Source organism: Zunongwangia sp. (assembly GCF_048269745.1).
Classification (GTDB): domain Bacteria; phylum Bacteroidota; class Bacteroidia; order Flavobacteriales; family Flavobacteriaceae; genus Zunongwangia.
Window position 1 is genome coordinate 37690 of record NZ_JBLXIB010000001.1, and the last position, 16803, is coordinate 54492.

Sequence of the window (16803 nt, forward strand, 5' to 3'; positions counted from 1 at the left end):
AGGTATAAAAATTCATTATTCTCGCGTAAATTCGTAACCGATAAATTCTTTTTCGACTTCATCAAAAGCAGCAAAAACATTGGCAGCGTCATCGCTAGTAACCATTTTCATTCGAAATTCCTTAAAGTGAGGAATTCCTTTAAAATAGTTGGTATAATGCCTTCTTGTTTCAAAAACGCCAAGCTTCTCTCCTTTCCAATCTATCGCCATTTGCAAATGCCGTCTTGCAGCACCCACTCGCTCTTGTAAAGTTGGTGGAGCTAAATGTTTTCCGGTTTCAAAGTAATGCTTTACTTCTCTAAAAAACCACGGATAACCTATACTAGCACGTCCAATCATTGCGCCATCAAGTCCATATTTATCACGCATTTCTAGGGCTCTTTCTGGCGTATCTACATCACCATTCCCAAAAACCGGTATATGCATTCTTGGATTGTTTTTCACTTCTGCAATAGGTTGCCAATTGGCTTCTCCTTTATACATTTGTGCTCTGGTACGGCCATGGATAGAGATGGCTTTACAACCCACATCTTGTAGGCGCTCGGCAACTTCAAGAATTTTAATTGAGTCGTGATCCCAACCTAAACGCGTTTTTACTGTTACCGGCAACTTTGTATGCTTTACCATAGCTTCGGTCAGCGAAACCATAAGATCTACATCTTTTAAAATCCCTGCTCCAGCACCTTTAGATACCACTTTTTTAACAGGGCATCCAAAATTGATATCGATAATATCTGGACCCGATTTTTCAACAATCTCAACCGATTGTAGCATACTCTCTAGGTTTGCACCAAAAATCTGAATACCAACCGGTCGCTCTTTTTCATAAATATCTAACTTCATAGTGCTTTTAGCCGCATCGCGTATAAGCCCTTCCGAAGAAATAAATTCGGTATATACTACATCGGCTCCCTGCTCTTTGCATAATGCTCGAAACGGCGGATCGCTCACATCTTCCATTGGTGCTAACAACAACGGAAAATCTCCTACATCTATATCTCCTATTTTTGCCACAATTTTTTATTTTTTTGAAAAGGCAAAATTAAGAAAATAAGATTGAAGTTTTTAACTCCTGTGTTTCAGTATTTTTACAGTATTGATTTTTCTTGTAAACGCTTAGTTTCTGATGCCTCAATCGTACGATTATTATCGCTTAATTTAAAGTTTCCAAATTTATATTTAAAACTGAAAGTTATTCGTCGAGTTTCTGATTTTGCATAAAATCCATTATGCTGATTTAGATAATTGCTTTGTAGCGGAATATTCATAGTGTTTAATAAATCTTCTGCATTTACAGAAACAGAAATACGTTTATTCATAAATGTTTTTCGAAGCCCAATATCTAAACCGAATTGGTTTTTATCATATTCATAAGAACCAGCCAATATATTCGGTAAATAATACAAGTTTAGATTTCCAGAAAAACTACCGTCACCTGGGAAATAAAAATAATTCTGAATATTTACAAAAGCACTAAAAATATCATTTTTATAAACTTCTGCGGCACTTTCTCTAGCATAAAACTGATTTTCCATATAGAAACCCGACACATACCCGTATAAATAATACCAAGAGTTTACAAAATTAGCATAGGTTATATCTAAACTGAATTGTTGAGTATAATCTAAATTATCATTAAGAGTTCGAAGAATTTTTTCTTGATTGTCTTGAAAAGAGATAACTGTTGTTTCATCTTTTATACGATCCCAATATAAATCGAAAAACAAAATTCCTTTATACGTATAATTGAAATTAATTTTATTAGAAATTCCAGGTACTAAAGAGGGATTTCCAACTTTTACATTATTCTCGTTAATAAAATATTGATACGGATTCAAACTTTGGAATCGCGGCCTATTTATTCGTCGATTGTATTCTAAAGAAACTGAATTTGATTCGTTCAAGCTTTTCATTACATATACTGTTGGAAACAAATTGAAATAATCTTGAGAATTCACCAATCCCTCGTTATCTGAAATTCCAGTTATATCAGTATACTCACCTCGTAAACCTGCTTTTACACTCCAATTTTCCCAATCTTTCGATCCGCTAAAATAAGCCGCATAAATATTTTCGTCGTAATCTAAAGCATCCGACAACTCATCATTAAATAATCTATCAAATCCTTCATAAAAATCTAATCCGCTAGTAGAAGTTACTCCAGAATATTTTACACCGGTTTCAATCGGAACACTTCCAATGGCCGATGTAATATCTACCTGCCCGGTATAAATATCTGAACTTTGTTTTGCATAAGTTGTGATATAATTTTCCCTCAAAAAATCGTTAGTAATATAAGAATATGTGGTTTTTAAATCCTGATCTTGATCGTCATCATATCGAATATAATTAGCCTGAGCGCGTAATGTGCTACCATTTTCTCCTAAACTTGTTGAGAAATCAGCGTTAAATTGTAGATTTTTAGCTTCATTTTCTACTCGGCTATCGGTGGTAAATAGTGAATCTAAATTATCGGATGGATTATAAATATTGGTTCTTCCTTTTAAATCGGAATTATTTTTTGGTGTAAATAATAAATTGGCACTTAGGCTTAAATTACTTTTGCTAGAGAGTGTAAAATCTAAAATTGTATTTAAGCTATGTGCATAATTTTTAGTGTCTCGTTCAAAATTGCCTAACCAAGTTGAATTTTCAGCACCATTAGGTTCAAAATAAGTGACGTTACTTTCATCATTCTTATAAATATTCTTAGCGTTAAAATTATAGCTTGCAAACGCATTTAAAGCTTTCGTTTTATAATATTGGCTAGTTCCTACCTGATATTTTGGAAAAGTCGCTTGGGTATTAGAAGCTTGAATACTCCCTTTATAACCAATTGACGGGTTTTTTGACATTTCAATATTTAAAATTGCACCGCCTCCTTCAGCATCGTATTTGGCTGGCGGCGTGGTAATAACTTCAACCAATTTTATATTTTCTCCACTTAAACCCGATAATAGCTGTTGCAATTCTGAAGTCGATAAATATACCTTCCGATCGTTTATATAAACAGTTGCCGGTCGGTTTTTCACCAATAATTGCCCTTGACTAACAATTACTCCGGGCGTTCGTTTTAAAATATCAAACGTGTTTAATCCGGAAAGAATAGAATTGGCTACATTAAAACTGATTCGGTCTACTTTTCGTTCAATTTTAGGTTTCCTAGAACTAACGGTTACTTCTGTTAAACTTGATTTAGCTGCCTTTAAAACAATTTTTCCCATATCAATATTCTCTGAAATGGCTACCCTAAGCTTAGATTCTGAAAAACCGATAAAACTTGTCTGTAATAGATAAGTATTAGGCTTTATGCCAGAGATTTGAAATGCTCCATTTTCCTCGGAAACCGTACCTTTTACTACAGTTGTAGAGTCTTCTGCATTTAACAAAACTACATTGGCAAAAGCTATTGGTTCTTGTTTATCCGTTACAATTTCACCTTTTACTACATACTGAGCCTCGGCAAAATGACTTATAAAAAATAATAACAAAAAAGCCGGAATAGTAGTTATTTTCTTCATTAATGGTTAGTTGTTTATAGTTTAATGACAAATATAACTGTTTGTTATAAAATTCATTAAAAAACAACTAAACTATTCGTAAGCTGAAATCGAATTATATAAAGTTTCTTGAATCTGCGTACGCGTATTTAAAGTATACAATCTTCGGTTGTCTCTAGTTGGCAAAACCCTATTCGATAAAAAAACAAAAAGCAAATCTTGCGCAGGATCCATCCAAACCATAGTTCCGGTAAAACCGGTATGCCCAAAACTAGCCTTACTAGCATCTTTTGCAGTATTATTGTTAGGGCCTTTGTATTTTAAATTAGGTTTATCAAATCCTAGAGCACGACGGTTGTTATTTTCTGGAAATTGCGTTGTTGTCCATTCCTTTAAAGTAGACGCCTCAATATATCGATCTCCTCCGTATTCACCCATATTCAAATACATTTGCATAAGTTTTGCCAAATCGTTCGCATCAGAGAAAAGCCCGGCATTTGCTGAAACACCTCCCATCATTATCGCGCCTTCATCATGCACACTACCATGAATGGGTTTATGCCGAAATTCAAAATCGCTTTCTGTAGGTACAATTCTCGAAAGATCAAAAGATTCCGTTGGTTGATAACCTAAAGTTGTCGCTCCTAGTTTTGAATAAAAATTTTCATTGAGGTAAGTACGATAATCTTCTTCACTCAAATTTTCTACAATCTGCGGAAGCAAATAAAAAGCTAGACCGGAATATTTATATTCAGCTTTATCTTCTAACGGTGACTTTTTTATGGCTTTATAAATTTTCTTTTTGTAATTGCGATGAAGCCACATATCGTCACTAACTTTTACCGGAAAGCGAGCTGAAGAATCTTTTTTAAAGGTATTCCATTTATAACTTCCGTTTTTTCTTAACGTATTTTGCCAGTATGGGATCCAAGGTTTAAATCTTGCCTGATGTGCAAAGATTTGCCTAAAAGGAATATCTGCTTTATTTGAATTTCTGAAATAAGGTAAATAATCATCGATTCCATCTTCTAAACTAAACTTACCTTCATCTTGTAATTTCATTAGAGCCGGTAAAGCTGAAGAAATTTTAGTTACCGATGCCAGATCAAAAATATCTGATGCTTTTGTTTTTACGGTATCACTATATTTATGTAAACCATAAGCTTTTTGGAATACTACCTTTTCGTCTTTAGCTACTAAAACTACTCCACCGGGAATAGCTTTGTTAGCTATTGCCTGTTCCATCAATGAATCAATCCCTTTTTGAAGAAAATCGGCATTCATCCCTGCATCTTCTGGAGCAGTATACGAAAAACGAATCTTTTCTGAGGTTTCTATACCATCCCCTGCCTTAAACTTATCACCAACGCTTACTGGAAGTTTTCCATCGGCTTTAAATCCTCCAAAAATAAGCTGTGCTGCTTTTTGTTCCGATAATTCAGAATCCTGATAGGCTTCAATTAAAACCGGTGCATCTTCAATATTTTCAATTTTATTAAGCGTATACGGATTCTTAAAAACGCTAAAAATACTATGCTCATTTTGTGCAATTTCAGCAATAAATTTTAAAACCTGAGCAGAATATCTAATAGAATTTCTAGGGTATTTACTGTGATCGTGTAAGCCGGCAATCACCACATTATAACCCTTCAATTTCTCTTTTACTGCGGAAATTTGACTCGCTGTGGCATTATTTTTTAGTTGAAAATCATCGATTTTGGTATACCATCCTAAGCTTTCCTGAAAAGTGGTTTTCTTGTCGGCACCTATAGAAATGCTGGCGATTTTTAAAGTATCTAAACGCCGAAGCGGAATTATTTCGTTATCATTTTTTAAAACGGTTAGAGATTTTTCAACCAATTTTTGCTGCAAATATTTTGCATAAGAGTTATTAAGCTCTTTATCGATATTGGCCGTTTTTAGAGGCTCATAATTATTTAAACCAACCCATTGTTTTACGGCCAGCACTTTTCGGCATTTTTCGTCGATATCTTTTTGAGAAATAATTCCCATATTGATCGCCTTTCTAACTTCAGCAATAGCTTTTGGAACATCTTCGGTAAACTCTAACAAATCGTTCCCGGCAATGATCGCTTTTTTATCGACAACTCCAGGCTCGTTTCCGGTAGTTACTCCTTTCATGTTCATGGCATCGGTTACAATTAAGCCTTTAAAACCAAGTTTCTCTTTTAGTATTCCACTAATGATTTTCTTAGATAATGTTGAAGGCACGCCACTACTATCCAACGCCGGAATATTTAAATGAGCGACCATTACTCCGCCCACACCCGCATCAATTAATTCCTTAAACGGATACATTTCTAAGGTATCCAATCTCGTAAATGGATGGTTTATTTGTGGCAGTGCTTTATGCGAATCGGTATCGGTATCACCATGCCCGGGAAAATGTTTTGCCGTTGTTAGGATTCTTTCATCCTGCATTCCTTTCATATACGCAATACCTTTTTCAGCAACTTTTTCTTTATCCTCGCCAAAGCTCCGGTAATTAATCACCGGGTTGTTAGGGTTGTTGTTCACATCAACAACGGGAGCAAAATTCATGTGTAAGCCGGTTCTTTTAATCTGCCGAGCCACCTCTTCACCCATCTTATATAATAAGGTATCATCTTTAATAGCGCCTAATGCCATTTGAAAGGGAAAACTGATGGTATTATCCAATCGCATTCCTAAACCCCATTCCGCATCGATAGCACCTAAAAGCGGCACTTTTGAAACTAATTGATAATCGTTCATTAACTGCACCTGTTTTTTCGCTGTCCCCTGAAAGAAAATGAGTCCTCCTATTTTTTGCTCTTTAATCAATTTTAAAATTTCTTCTTTATGTTTTAAGCCTCTGTTAGAATAGGCTGCCACCATAATAAGTTGAGCAATCCTTTCATTAGGAGTTAACTGTTCCATTACCGAATCTACCCATTTGCTGTTGGTATATTCTAAAAATTCGGGTTGTTGAGACTCCTGAGAGTTAACTAGTAAAAACTGACAAAAAAAAAGGATAAAAAAATAAGGTTTCATAATCTATAATTCTAATTTCTAAAGTACAAGAACATTTTTAAATAGCATATTTTAAAATAAAATTACTTTTTAAGCTCAAATTTTAAATTCTAAATAAACTTATATAATTTTTTTAGTTAAGTATTTGTCTGAACATATATTTTACATACATTTATCGGAATAAGTTTTATTCTTTTAAAAAAGCGCCTCAATATTTATAGATTTATAGGCTTTTTTGGAAATTATTTTATGGAAAAATTATTACAAGATTATTTTGTTAGTGAAAGCTTGCTCAAAAAAATGAGCAATGTTGAATTAAAAAAAAACCTGCAGAAAACAAAGATTATCAAATATATGTTTTTGAATGGCGACACCTCTAACGCAGACATTTGTTCTACTTTTGGAATTAGTTTGCCTACTTCAATGTCGCTCATCAATCAGTTACTCAAGGAAGGATTTGTAATAAAAAAAGGACAAGGAAAATCGGAAGGAGGCCGTAAACCTGACTTGTATGGTTTAAAAGATCATTCATTTTTTGTTTTAAGTATTCATATCGAACGCTATAAAATAAAACTAGCTTTACTTGATAACAACCATAGTATTCTAAACGAAAAACATTTAGAAACAGAAATTTCTCCGAATTCTAATATTGTTGATCTTTTATTCGATTTTTCAGAATCTTTTTTAGAAAAATCAGCTATTTCAAGTAAGCAACTTATGGGAGTTGGCATAAGTATGCCCGGTTTAGTATCTTCAGAAGAAGGTAAAAACTACACCTATTATCTAACCGAACAAGAACCAGAATCACTTCGAGAAAAATTTGAGCGTAAATTCGATAAACCTGTAGCCATTTTAAATGATGCTAAAAGTGCTACTCTTGCCGAGTTCCATTTCGGAAAAGCTCAACAAAAACAACATGCGCTAGTAATTTCTATGGACTGGGGAATAGGGCTAGGAATTATTATGGGTGGTAAAATACAAAGTGGAATTTCAGGTTTTGCAGGAGAATTTGGGCATATCCCAATGCTCGAAAACGGACGTTTGTGTTATTGTGGCAAAAGAGGTTGTTTAGAAACCGAAGCTTCTGGACTTGCTTTAGTAAGAAAAGTAAAAGAAGGTCTTGCCGAAGGGCAAACTTCAATACTTAATCAATTATCATCAGAAGAACTCGATACTTTAGAACCCGATACTATTATTAATGCAGCCAATAAAGGCGACCAATTTGCTATAAATCAACTTTCAGATATTGGCAGTAATCTTGGTAAAGGAATTGCGGTTCTCATTCAAATATTTAACCCAGAACTCATTATTTTAGAAGGGAAAATTGCCAAGGCAAAACAATTTATAACCACACCTATAGAGCAATCTACTAATATTTACTGCATGATGCAGCTTAAAGAAAAAACATCTATTGCGCTATCTAACCTTGGTAACAACTCTAGCTTATATGGCAGCACTATCGCTGTTATGAATAGCATTTTTAAAAATCAACTAGCATTGGTTAAATCTCATTTAAGTTAAAAAAATCTCTTATGGCCAGACTAAATCTTTTAGAAGAAACACGTTTCGAAAAACTATCGGTAAGCGTTTTCGATAACGAAAATATAGCCTCGAAAAAAGTAGCTAACCGAATTGCAAAAATTATAAAAGAAAAGGAACAAAAAGGTGAAAAATCAGTACTTGGGCTTGCTACCGGGGCAACTCCTGTAACCGTATATGAAGAATTAGTGCGTTTACATAAGGAAGAAAAATTAAGCTTCCAAAATGTAATTACTTTTAATCTAGATGAATATTACCCCATGCAGCCAGATGAAAATCAGAGCTACGTGAAATTCATGGATGAAAATTTATTCAGCCATATCGATATTCTTAGAGAAAATATTAATATTCCAGACGGTACTTTAGCTAAAGATGATATTGCTGCTTTTTGTTTAGAATACGAAGAAAAAATCACAAAAGCCGGAGGTTTAGATTTACAAATTTTAGGAATAGGTAGAACAGGCCACATCGGTTTTAACGAACCGGGATCGGCTCCAAATAGTGGTACCCGCTTAGTAACACTAGATGACCTTACCAGACGTGATGCTTCTCGTGATTTTGGAGGGAAAGAAAATGTACCCACCAAAGCCATAACCATGGGTATTGGGACTATTTTTAAAGCTCGCGAAATTATTTTAATGGCGTGGAGTAAGAAAAAAGCTTCCATTATTAAAAAAGCAGTTGAAGGTGAAATTTCCGGAAATGTTCCAGCTACCTATCTTCAATTAAACGATCATGTTGAATTTGTGTTAGATACCGATGCCGCTTCAGAGCTAACTCGGTTTGACACTCCTTGGTTAGTAAAAGATTGTACTTGGGATAAAAACCTCATTCGAAAAGCAGTAATCTGGCTTTCTGATGAAGTTCAAAAACCAATTCTTAAACTTACCGATGAAGACTATAACAATCATGGTATGGCGCAATTGGCTACCGAAAAAGGTCCGGCTTACAATATAAATATTGATGTATTTAACCAATTACAACATACCATTACCGGATGGCCTGGCGGGAAACCGAACGCTGATGATACACAGCGTCCTGAACGTGCTGAGCCTGCTAAGAAACGTGTGCTTATTTTTAGTCCACATCCCGATGATGATGTTATTTCAATGGGAGGTACGTTTATAAGGCTGGTAGATCAGGGACACGATGTACATATTGCTTATCAGACTTCAGGAAATACAGCAGTTTGGGATACCGATGTATTAAGATATATCGAATTTGCTATCGATTTCAATAAAAGTATGGGAGAAGATACTAGCAAACTCGAAAAAACGTACGATAAAATCAATAAATTTATTGCTGAAAAACGTCCTAATGATATCGACTTACGCGAGATAATGAATGTAAAAGGATTTATTCGTAAAACTGAAGCTATAGCAGGCGCTCGTTATGCCGGATTGAAAGACGAGAATATTCATTTTATGGCATTGCCCTTCTATGAAACCGGCAAGAAAGTAAAAAGCCCGGTAACCGAAGAAGATGTAAAAATCACAATGAAATTACTTCAACAAGTAAAACCGCATCAAATTTTTGCAGCCGGTGATTTTGCCGATCCACATGGTACACACGTAGTTTGTTTCAATATTATTATTGAAGCCATGAACCGACTTCGAAAAACCGAAGAATGGACTAAAGATTGCTGGTTATGGATGTACCGTGGGGCTTGGCAGGAATTTGATATTCATTCTATTGAAATGGCGGTTCCACTTTCTCCGCAAGAAGTAGCCAGAAAACGTGAAGCCATCTTTAAGCACCAGTCACAAAAAGACACTCCAGTTTTCCCAGGTGACGATGAACGTGAATTTTGGGTACGTGCCGAAGAAAGAAACAGCGAAACAGCATTAGAATATCACAATCTTGGTTTAGCCAATTATGAAGCTATGGAAGCTTTTGTTCGTTGGAAATTCTAGTTCTTTTATAATCAATATTATGTATTTTGGTTAGAAAACGCAACAATGACTTATTTTAGAAAATTTTTGATTTTAGGAGGTTTGGGTTTGATGGTTGCATGTTCATCAAACCCATACCGAACTACTAATAAATTTTATAAAAAAAAGGCGAAAGCCTATGCAAAAGAACTTAGCAAGTTTCCACTTGAAGAAAACCAGAACGAATCCGCACTCAATTATGGTGAGTATCCTGTGGGAACTACTAATTTCAATCTTCGACGACCCAATTTTGTAGTTATCCATCATACCGCTCAGGATTCTACGATTCAAACCTTAAACACATTTACGATTCCCAGAACTCAGGTAAGTTCACATTATGTTATTGGAGATGATGGAGAAGTTTTCCATATGCTCAACAACTATTATCGTGCTTGGCATGGTGGCATTGGCCAATGGGGGCATACTACCGATTTAAATTCATCTTCTATAGGTATCGAACTTGATAATAATGGCAAAGAAAAATTCTCTGATGCTCAAATTTCAAGTTTACTTGCGGTTTTAAAACAACTAAAAGAAGATTATAAAATTCCTACTGAAAACTTTATAGGCCATTTAGATATTGCTCCGGGAAGAAAAGTAGATCCGAGTGCCAACTTTCCTTGGAAAAGTTTGGCTGAAGAAGGATACGGAATCTGGTATGATGAAGACAGTATCGAAAATATCCAGTTTGAGTATCAATTTTTTACAGAAAAGCCACTGAAAATCGACAATATCTATCCTGCTTTGAAAAAGCGAATTCCAATTCTCGATAAATATCTATTTCCAAACGTAATTCCGTCTAATTTTGATATTGCTGAAGCTTTGAAAATTATTGGATATAACGTAGACGATCTAGATGCCGCAATTAAAAGCTTTCAAATCCATTTTCTTCAGGAAAAAGAGCAGGTAGACGGAATTTTAAACGCAGAAGAAATTAAAATTCTTTATAATTTATATCAAAAATCCCTTAATTAGAAATAGTATATAGATTGCTTTATTGTTACAAATTAGAATTGATAATAGTGAAAATTTCAGTTAAAAAATCAAGCCTTAAAATGGCGCATTTTGAATGCTACATTCGATAATATTAGTTGAAAACTTATTAAATTAAGAAACCTCACAGATTTGAAAACTGTGAGGTTTACTGTATAAAATAACTGATCCCAGCAAGCTATTAGCGCTTTGATTAATCTAAATTAAGATGCAATCTCGCAAAAAGATAACGCCCGCCTATACCAAATTGGGCATTTCTAGGCCAGTCGAATCTTCCGCTACTTCGGTTATCTTCTATTCTATTTTTATCGGGATATAAATCAAACAAATTATTAGCTCCTATTGTTAGATTAACCGATTCTGCAAAATTATAGCCTACAGAAAGATCGGTTACTACTTTTCCTGAGTAAATTTCTTGATTGGCAAAAGTATTAGAAGGCTGTGTTACCTCACCAAAATAGACATTACGAAGGAAGAAGTTAAAATCATTTACTGTAAGTACATTGGTTAAATTAATCTTTGTTCTGGGGACGGCTTCTTCCAAATAAATACGATTGTCTTCAGAAAAATAAGTATCTAGTTTTCCTTGTAATAAAGGAGAAGCATGAATATCTCCAACTCTTTTAGTTTGAGTAAAAGTACCGGCCAAATCGTTTTTCAGTTTCCAACCATTATTAAAAAATATATTTTGTGTAATTACCACATCCAGTCCTTTTGATTCTGTATCGATCGCATTGGCAAAAAATGCAGCAGATTCTGCATTCGCGCTTCTAAGAATCTGACTAATTTCAGAATCTGGATCGTCATCACTAAAACGGCCTGTGTAAACCACACGATCGTCTATCGCTACAAAATAAGCATCAGCTGTAATGGTTAAATTTGCATCTGGGATTTTAGCAGTTATTCCAAAACTGGCGCTTTTCGAGGTTTCTTCTTTTAAATCTGGAATGCCCAGCAATTTAGCAGCTCTACTATCATTAGAAAATGTTCCCACTTGTACCGGATCTCCAAAATCGTCAAAAACAGTAGAAGTAGAGTTATAATAAATTTGGTGTAATGATGGTGCTCTAAAGCCTGTGTTTACCGCAGCTCGTAAATTTAAGTTATCCGTAAGTTTATATTTGGAAGCTACTTTAAAATTTAAGGTCGATCCAAAATCAGAATAGTTTTCAAATCTTCCGGCAAAAGTTAACAGAAAATCTTCGGTTACATCTGCTTCAAAATCGGCATATGCAGCTACACTATTTCGTTGTCTAGAAATTGCATTATCTGGGGTAAAACCAGGGAAAACTTGTGCTCCACCTGCTCTAGGATTCCCAAAGAAATCGGTTGCCGGTTGCTGGCTGGAGTTCGTAATAATAGTTCCATCTTCGGTATATTGCGTATAAGACTTTTCTTCACCAGCAATAATATTATAATTTTCCAATCGATACTCGGCACCAAAAGCTACATTGAAACCTTCAAACAAACCATCGAAAAACTGAGAAACATCAAGGTTGGTCGTATTTTGAGAAAAAGAAAATCCGCCAGCATCAAAAGTGGTTGGGCTGGTTCCTTCTAAAGAAGCATTAGAAGTATTTGAAATGATATACATAAATTCATTTTCTCCCCAAGTATTACTAAAGTCTACATCCCAGTCTCCAACTTTTCCACGTATTCCGGCTGCAATAGATTTATCGGTAATCTTAGAATTGATTTCCGGTAAAAATCCATTAATGTAATAAGGTGTGTACGTACGACTTTGATTTGGTAATCTATAAAAACCTGCTGCATTTCCTTTACGAGAGCTAAGCCCGCTAAAAGCATACAACTCGGTTCCGTTATCATCTAATGGTAATGCAAAATTGGCAAAGAAACGACCGCCTCTCAATTCCGATTGTCCTACGCGCATATTGAAATCAGATCGATTTAAACCACGTGCAGCCAATTCTTCTTCAGTAACATCTCGCCCTAAAAGATTTTGTAAAGCACTACGATCTGTAGCTTGAGCTATTTCACTTTTAAAATCGTTAGAAAAATAATCTACCTGCTGCGCGTAATTTTGAATTTGCTGATTAGACAAATTACTAATATCGGCATTGTCTTGGTTAGCTCTCCACTCAACTGCATTGTAAGCATTAAAAATATCACCTTCCCAGGCTTTCATTCGGTTATACGAATCCCGATAATCAAAGTCTCCAGAGAAATTTATAAAACCACCGTTATCGCCTAATGCAATTCCGTAGCTCGCTGCTACATTAACGCTTTCGCCATCTATCCCACCGGTTTGTTCATTCGCATTTCGAGATACATTTGCGCCGGTTGTTACATTAAAATTAAGGGTATTTACCTCATCTTTTAAAACTACATTTATAACTCCTGCAATTGCATCCGATCCGTATTGTGCTGCAGCGCCGTCTCTTAATACTTCAATTCGTTTGATGGCTACAGCAGGAATGGCATTTAAATCGGTCCCAACACTACCTCTACCAAAAGTTCCGTTTACATTAATTAAAGAAGAAGTATGACGACGTTTCCCATTGATTAGCACCAATACCTGATCGGGCCCTAAACCCCGTAACGAAGCCGGATCGATATGATCGGTCCCATCTGATAAAGACTGGGTTGTCGACGTAAATGAAGGGGCTACATAATTTAGAATCTGGTTTACATTTACCTGTGGTACTGAAACCTGAAGCTCCTCTACATCCAATACATCTACCGGCACAGCAGATTCAGTAACCGTTCTACTTCGGTTTCTTGAACCTACTAAAACCACTTCTTCTAAATTGGTACCGTTTACCAACTGTACATTTAATTTAGTTTGGGTAATTTCAACCTCTTTTTTTTCAAATCCTACAAAAGTAAAAACCAGTGTTTCTCCTAATTCAGCTGCAATACTAAAATTTCCGTCAAAATCGGTTACCGTTCCGGTTTGTGTTCCTTTAAGCTGAATACTTACGCCCGGTAAAGGCTCAGAATTTTCATCGGTTACATTTCCCGTAATATTTTCTTGCTGTGCGAGTATATTACTGCCAATAAGCAAAAAGAGTAGGGTAAAAATCTTGTTCATTTTTTTGTTTTTTTAGTTTAGTAAGTAATTAAAAGCCGATAGCGGTATCATCACCTCTGGGGTCGGCGCCTCCTTCTAAATCACCATTAGGCAATACTTTTATAGCATCTACCTTACCGATAATTCTAGATTCTTTTTGATTAATATGATATCCTTTTTGTTGAAGCTCTTCTATTATTTTTTCCTCAAAACCGTCGGGTTCCATCATAATTTCATCTGGTAACCACTGGTGGTGAAAACGTTTTGCTGCAACGGCTTCTTGCATCGATAAATCGAATTCAGCAACATTTAAAAATGTTTGTAATACTGAAGTGATAATGGTAGAACCTCCAGGTGAGCCTACTACCATCCATAGTTTTCCGTTTTTTTCAATAATGGTAGGTGTCATGGAACTCAACATTCGTTTTTCTGGTTCAATCGCATTGGCTTCAGCTCCTACTAAACCAAACATATTAGGCACACCAGGTTTTAGACTGAAATCGTTCATTTCATTATTCATAAAAAAACCTAATTCCGGAATGTATAATTTGGAACCATAAGCGCCATTTAAAGTAGTTGTTACTGAAACCGCATTGCCTTCTTCATCTACAATTGAATAATGAGTGGTTTCGTTACTCTCGTAACCGTTTATGGTACCGTGTTTTATTGCTGAAGAAGCAGTAGCCTCATCAAAACTGAAATTAGCCATTCTATCACTTAAATATTGTTGTGATAATAATGTGTCCTGTGGTACATCATAAAAATCGGAATCCCCTAAATAAAAACTCCTATCTGCGTAAGCTCTACGCTCAGCTTCAGTTAAAACCTGAATATATTTTGTTGAATTTTGATTGTATTCTTCTAACGGAAATGGTTCGATCATCTTTAGAATCTGTCCTAAAACAATTCCGCCACTAGAAGGAGGTGGCATAGAAATTATTTGATAATCTTTATATTGAATACGAACCGGATTTCGCCATTTAGCCTCATATTTTTTCAAGTCTTCTTCCGTTAAAATTCCGCCTTGTTTTTGTAGAAAAGCGATCATTTTTTCTCCGGTTTCGCCGCCATAAAATTCATTTCTACCATTAGTAGCAATTCGTTTTAAAGTATTAGCTAAAGCGATATTTTTAATAGTATCTCCTTCTGAATAATTTTTAGTAAAAAGAATAGAATCTTGATTTACTTGTAGCAAAACCTCGCGATATTTTTGCAAACGCTCTTCCTGCTTTTGGGTTACCACGACTCCTTTTTCGGCTAATTCAATGACTGGTTTTAATAATTGCTGAATTGGTAAACTCCCAAATTTTTCATATGCTTTGAATATTCCTGCAATGGTTCCCGGAACTCCAGAGGCCATAGCTCCTAACGTACTTTTACCATCAATTACATTTCCATTTTCATCTAAATACATGTTTTTTGAAGCGGTTAATGGTGCTTTTTCGCGATAATCTAAGGTACCTATTTCGCCATCGGCAGTACGATAAACCATAAAACCACCGCCCCCTAAATTACCGGCAAACGGGTAACTTACTGCCAAAGCCATCTCTGTAGCCACCATAGCATCAAAAGCATTTCCGCCTTTTTTCATGATATCAACACCTATTTTTGAAGCTTCTTTTCTGGCAGAAACTATCATTGCTTTTTCGGCAATTTCACCGGTTATATTTGACTTGGATATTTCTGCTGTTTTTGATTTACACGAAATAAAGAATAAACCCGATAGAACTAATAGGTTAATAAGATGTTTGATTTTCATAGATTTATGAGTAGAGAATGTTAAACTAAAACACAAATAGACAAATTATAATCTGAAAAAAGAAATTCAGCTACAAGATTTTATCTATAAAATCATAAAACCTATCTATTAAGTAGGTTTTATGATTTTTATAAGGATTTTTGAAAAATGAATATCTGTAATTCTATTATAGAAAAAGCTTTAGATAAAAATTAATAATGAATTTGAGGCATTAGCTTTTGAGATATTTTCTCTTCCAAAGAATTAATATTGCGCCTGCTACTATAAACGGAATGCTCAACCATTGCCCCATATTTAAAGTAAGGCTATCTTCAAAAGCTACTTGATTTTCTTTAAAGAATTCAATAATAAAACGAGCCAAAAATAGCAGTATTAAAAAGAGACCAAATAATTGTCCATTTTTAATTCTGATATTTTCTGATTTGTAAAGGCTATACAAAATCACTGAAATTAATAAATATGAAAATGCTTCGTAGAGTTGAGTAGGATGCCTTGGGATCATATCATCGCGCATAAAAACTATCCCCCAATTAGCATGGGTTGGTTTTCCATAAATTTCTGAATTCATAAAATTACCAAAACGTATAAAAGCACCAGCCACCGGAATACCAATTGCAACTCTATCAAGTAACCATAAGACATTTACCTGATATTTTTTACAATAAAGTATAATAGCTATCAAAACACCAATTGCACCACCATGACTGGCCAGACCTTGATAACCAACAAATTGATAGGATCCTCCTATTTTTTGAATGGGTAAAAACATTTCTAAAGGTCGACTAAGAAAATATTCGGGTTGATAAAATAGACAATGCCCAAGCCTTGCTCCTATTAGCGTCCCCAAAATGATATAGGTTAGCAAATTATCTAAATCCTGCACCGGAATGTTCTCTTTCTTATATAATAAAGTAGCCTAAAAAAAGGCCACTCATAAAAAAGAGACCGTAATATTTTAGCGGAAAAGAATCGGTAATCCAAAAAATAACAGGATCTAAATCCCAATATATAATATTGTCTTTCATGCTCTTATTTTCC

The 16803-nt window shown here is 35.0% G+C and carries 8 protein-coding genes and 1 pseudogene; 3 read left to right on the forward strand and 6 right to left on the reverse strand.

Annotated elements, in window-relative coordinates; genetic code table 11:
• Nucleotides 1-15: 15 nt before the first annotated feature.
• The 3 genes from dusB to ACN0WI_RS00160 form a co-directional block, all read right to left on the reverse strand.
• Nucleotides 16-1014, reverse strand: coding sequence for a tRNA dihydrouridine synthase DusB (gene dusB / locus ACN0WI_RS00150; RefSeq protein WP_417884577.1), 999 nt, complete (start codon nt 1012-1014; stop codon nt 16-18).
• Nucleotides 1015-1088: 74 nt separating this feature from the next.
• Nucleotides 1089-3521 carry an outer membrane beta-barrel family protein gene (locus ACN0WI_RS00155; protein ID WP_417884578.1) on the reverse strand — a complete coding sequence of 811 codons (2433 nt, stop codon included), beginning with the start codon at nt 3519-3521 and terminating at the stop codon, nt 1089-1091.
• 72 nt (nt 3522-3593) lie between these two features.
• Entirely contained in the window at nt 3594-6533 is a 2940-nt protein-coding gene (locus ACN0WI_RS00160) for a glycoside hydrolase family 3 N-terminal domain-containing protein (protein WP_417884579.1), read from the reverse strand.
• Nucleotides 6534-6761: 228 nt separating this feature from the next.
• On the opposite strand from ACN0WI_RS00160, the gene ACN0WI_RS00165 reads away from it, so the two are divergent.
• Genes ACN0WI_RS00165 through ACN0WI_RS00175 form a run of 3 tightly spaced genes read left to right on the forward strand, consistent with a single transcriptional unit; the run spans nt 6762 to nt 10957 of the window.
• On the forward strand, nt 6762-8033 hold the full coding sequence (locus ACN0WI_RS00165; protein ID WP_417884580.1) for an ROK family transcriptional regulator: 1272 nt from the start codon (nt 6762-6764) through the stop codon (nt 8031-8033).
• Nucleotides 8034-8044: 11 nt separating this feature from the next.
• Entirely contained in the window at nt 8045-9964 is a 1920-nt protein-coding gene (nagB, locus tag ACN0WI_RS00170; RefSeq protein ID WP_417884581.1) for a glucosamine-6-phosphate deaminase, read from the forward strand.
• Between the two features lie 45 nt (nt 9965-10009).
• Nucleotides 10010-10957 carry an N-acetylmuramoyl-L-alanine amidase gene (locus ACN0WI_RS00175; RefSeq protein ID WP_417884582.1) on the forward strand — a complete coding sequence of 316 codons (948 nt, stop codon included), beginning with the start codon at nt 10010-10012 and terminating at the stop codon, nt 10955-10957.
• 211 nt (nt 10958-11168) lie between these two features.
• Here the strand turns inward: ACN0WI_RS00175 and ACN0WI_RS00180 are convergent, their stop codons facing one another.
• From ACN0WI_RS00180 to lgt, 3 genes and pseudogenes are all read right to left on the reverse strand, one after another.
• The gene (locus tag ACN0WI_RS00180) at nt 11169-14027 is read right to left on the reverse strand and encodes a TonB-dependent receptor (RefSeq protein WP_417884583.1); all 2859 of its coding nucleotides are present in this window, start codon (nt 14025-14027) and stop codon (nt 11169-11171) included.
• A gap of 28 nt (nt 14028-14055) precedes the next feature.
• A complete protein-coding gene (ggt, locus tag ACN0WI_RS00185; RefSeq protein WP_417884584.1) occupies nt 14056-15765 on the reverse strand; it encodes a gamma-glutamyltransferase in 1710 nt (569 codons plus the stop codon).
• Between the two features lie 211 nt (nt 15766-15976).
• A pseudogene (gene lgt / locus ACN0WI_RS00190) lies at nt 15977-16790 on the reverse strand (prolipoprotein diacylglyceryl transferase).
• Nucleotides 16791-16803 lie beyond the last annotated feature (13 nt).

Bases quoted from the DNA above. Each gene is read 5' to 3' on its own strand.
- ACN0WI_RS00160 (WP_417884579.1), bottom strand. From the start codon at position 6,533: ATGAAACCTTATTTTTTTATCCTTTTTTTTTGTCAGTTTTTACTAGTT.
- ACN0WI_RS00155 (WP_417884578.1), bottom strand. From the start codon at position 3,521: ATGAAGAAAATAACTACTATTCCGGCTTTTTTGTTATTATTTTTTATA.
- ACN0WI_RS00175 (WP_417884582.1), top strand. From the start codon at position 10,010: ATGACTTATTTTAGAAAATTTTTGATTTTAGGAGGTTTGGGTTTGATG.
- ggt (WP_417884584.1), bottom strand. From the start codon at position 15,765: ATGAAAATCAAACATCTTATTAACCTATTAGTTCTATCGGGTTTATTC.
- ACN0WI_RS00165 (WP_417884580.1), top strand. From the start codon at position 6,762: ATGGAAAAATTATTACAAGATTATTTTGTTAGTGAAAGCTTGCTCAAA.
- nagB (WP_417884581.1), top strand. From the start codon at position 8,045: ATGGCCAGACTAAATCTTTTAGAAGAAACACGTTTCGAAAAACTATCG.
- ACN0WI_RS00180 (WP_417884583.1), bottom strand. From the start codon at position 14,027: ATGAACAAGATTTTTACCCTACTCTTTTTGCTTATTGGCAGTAATATA.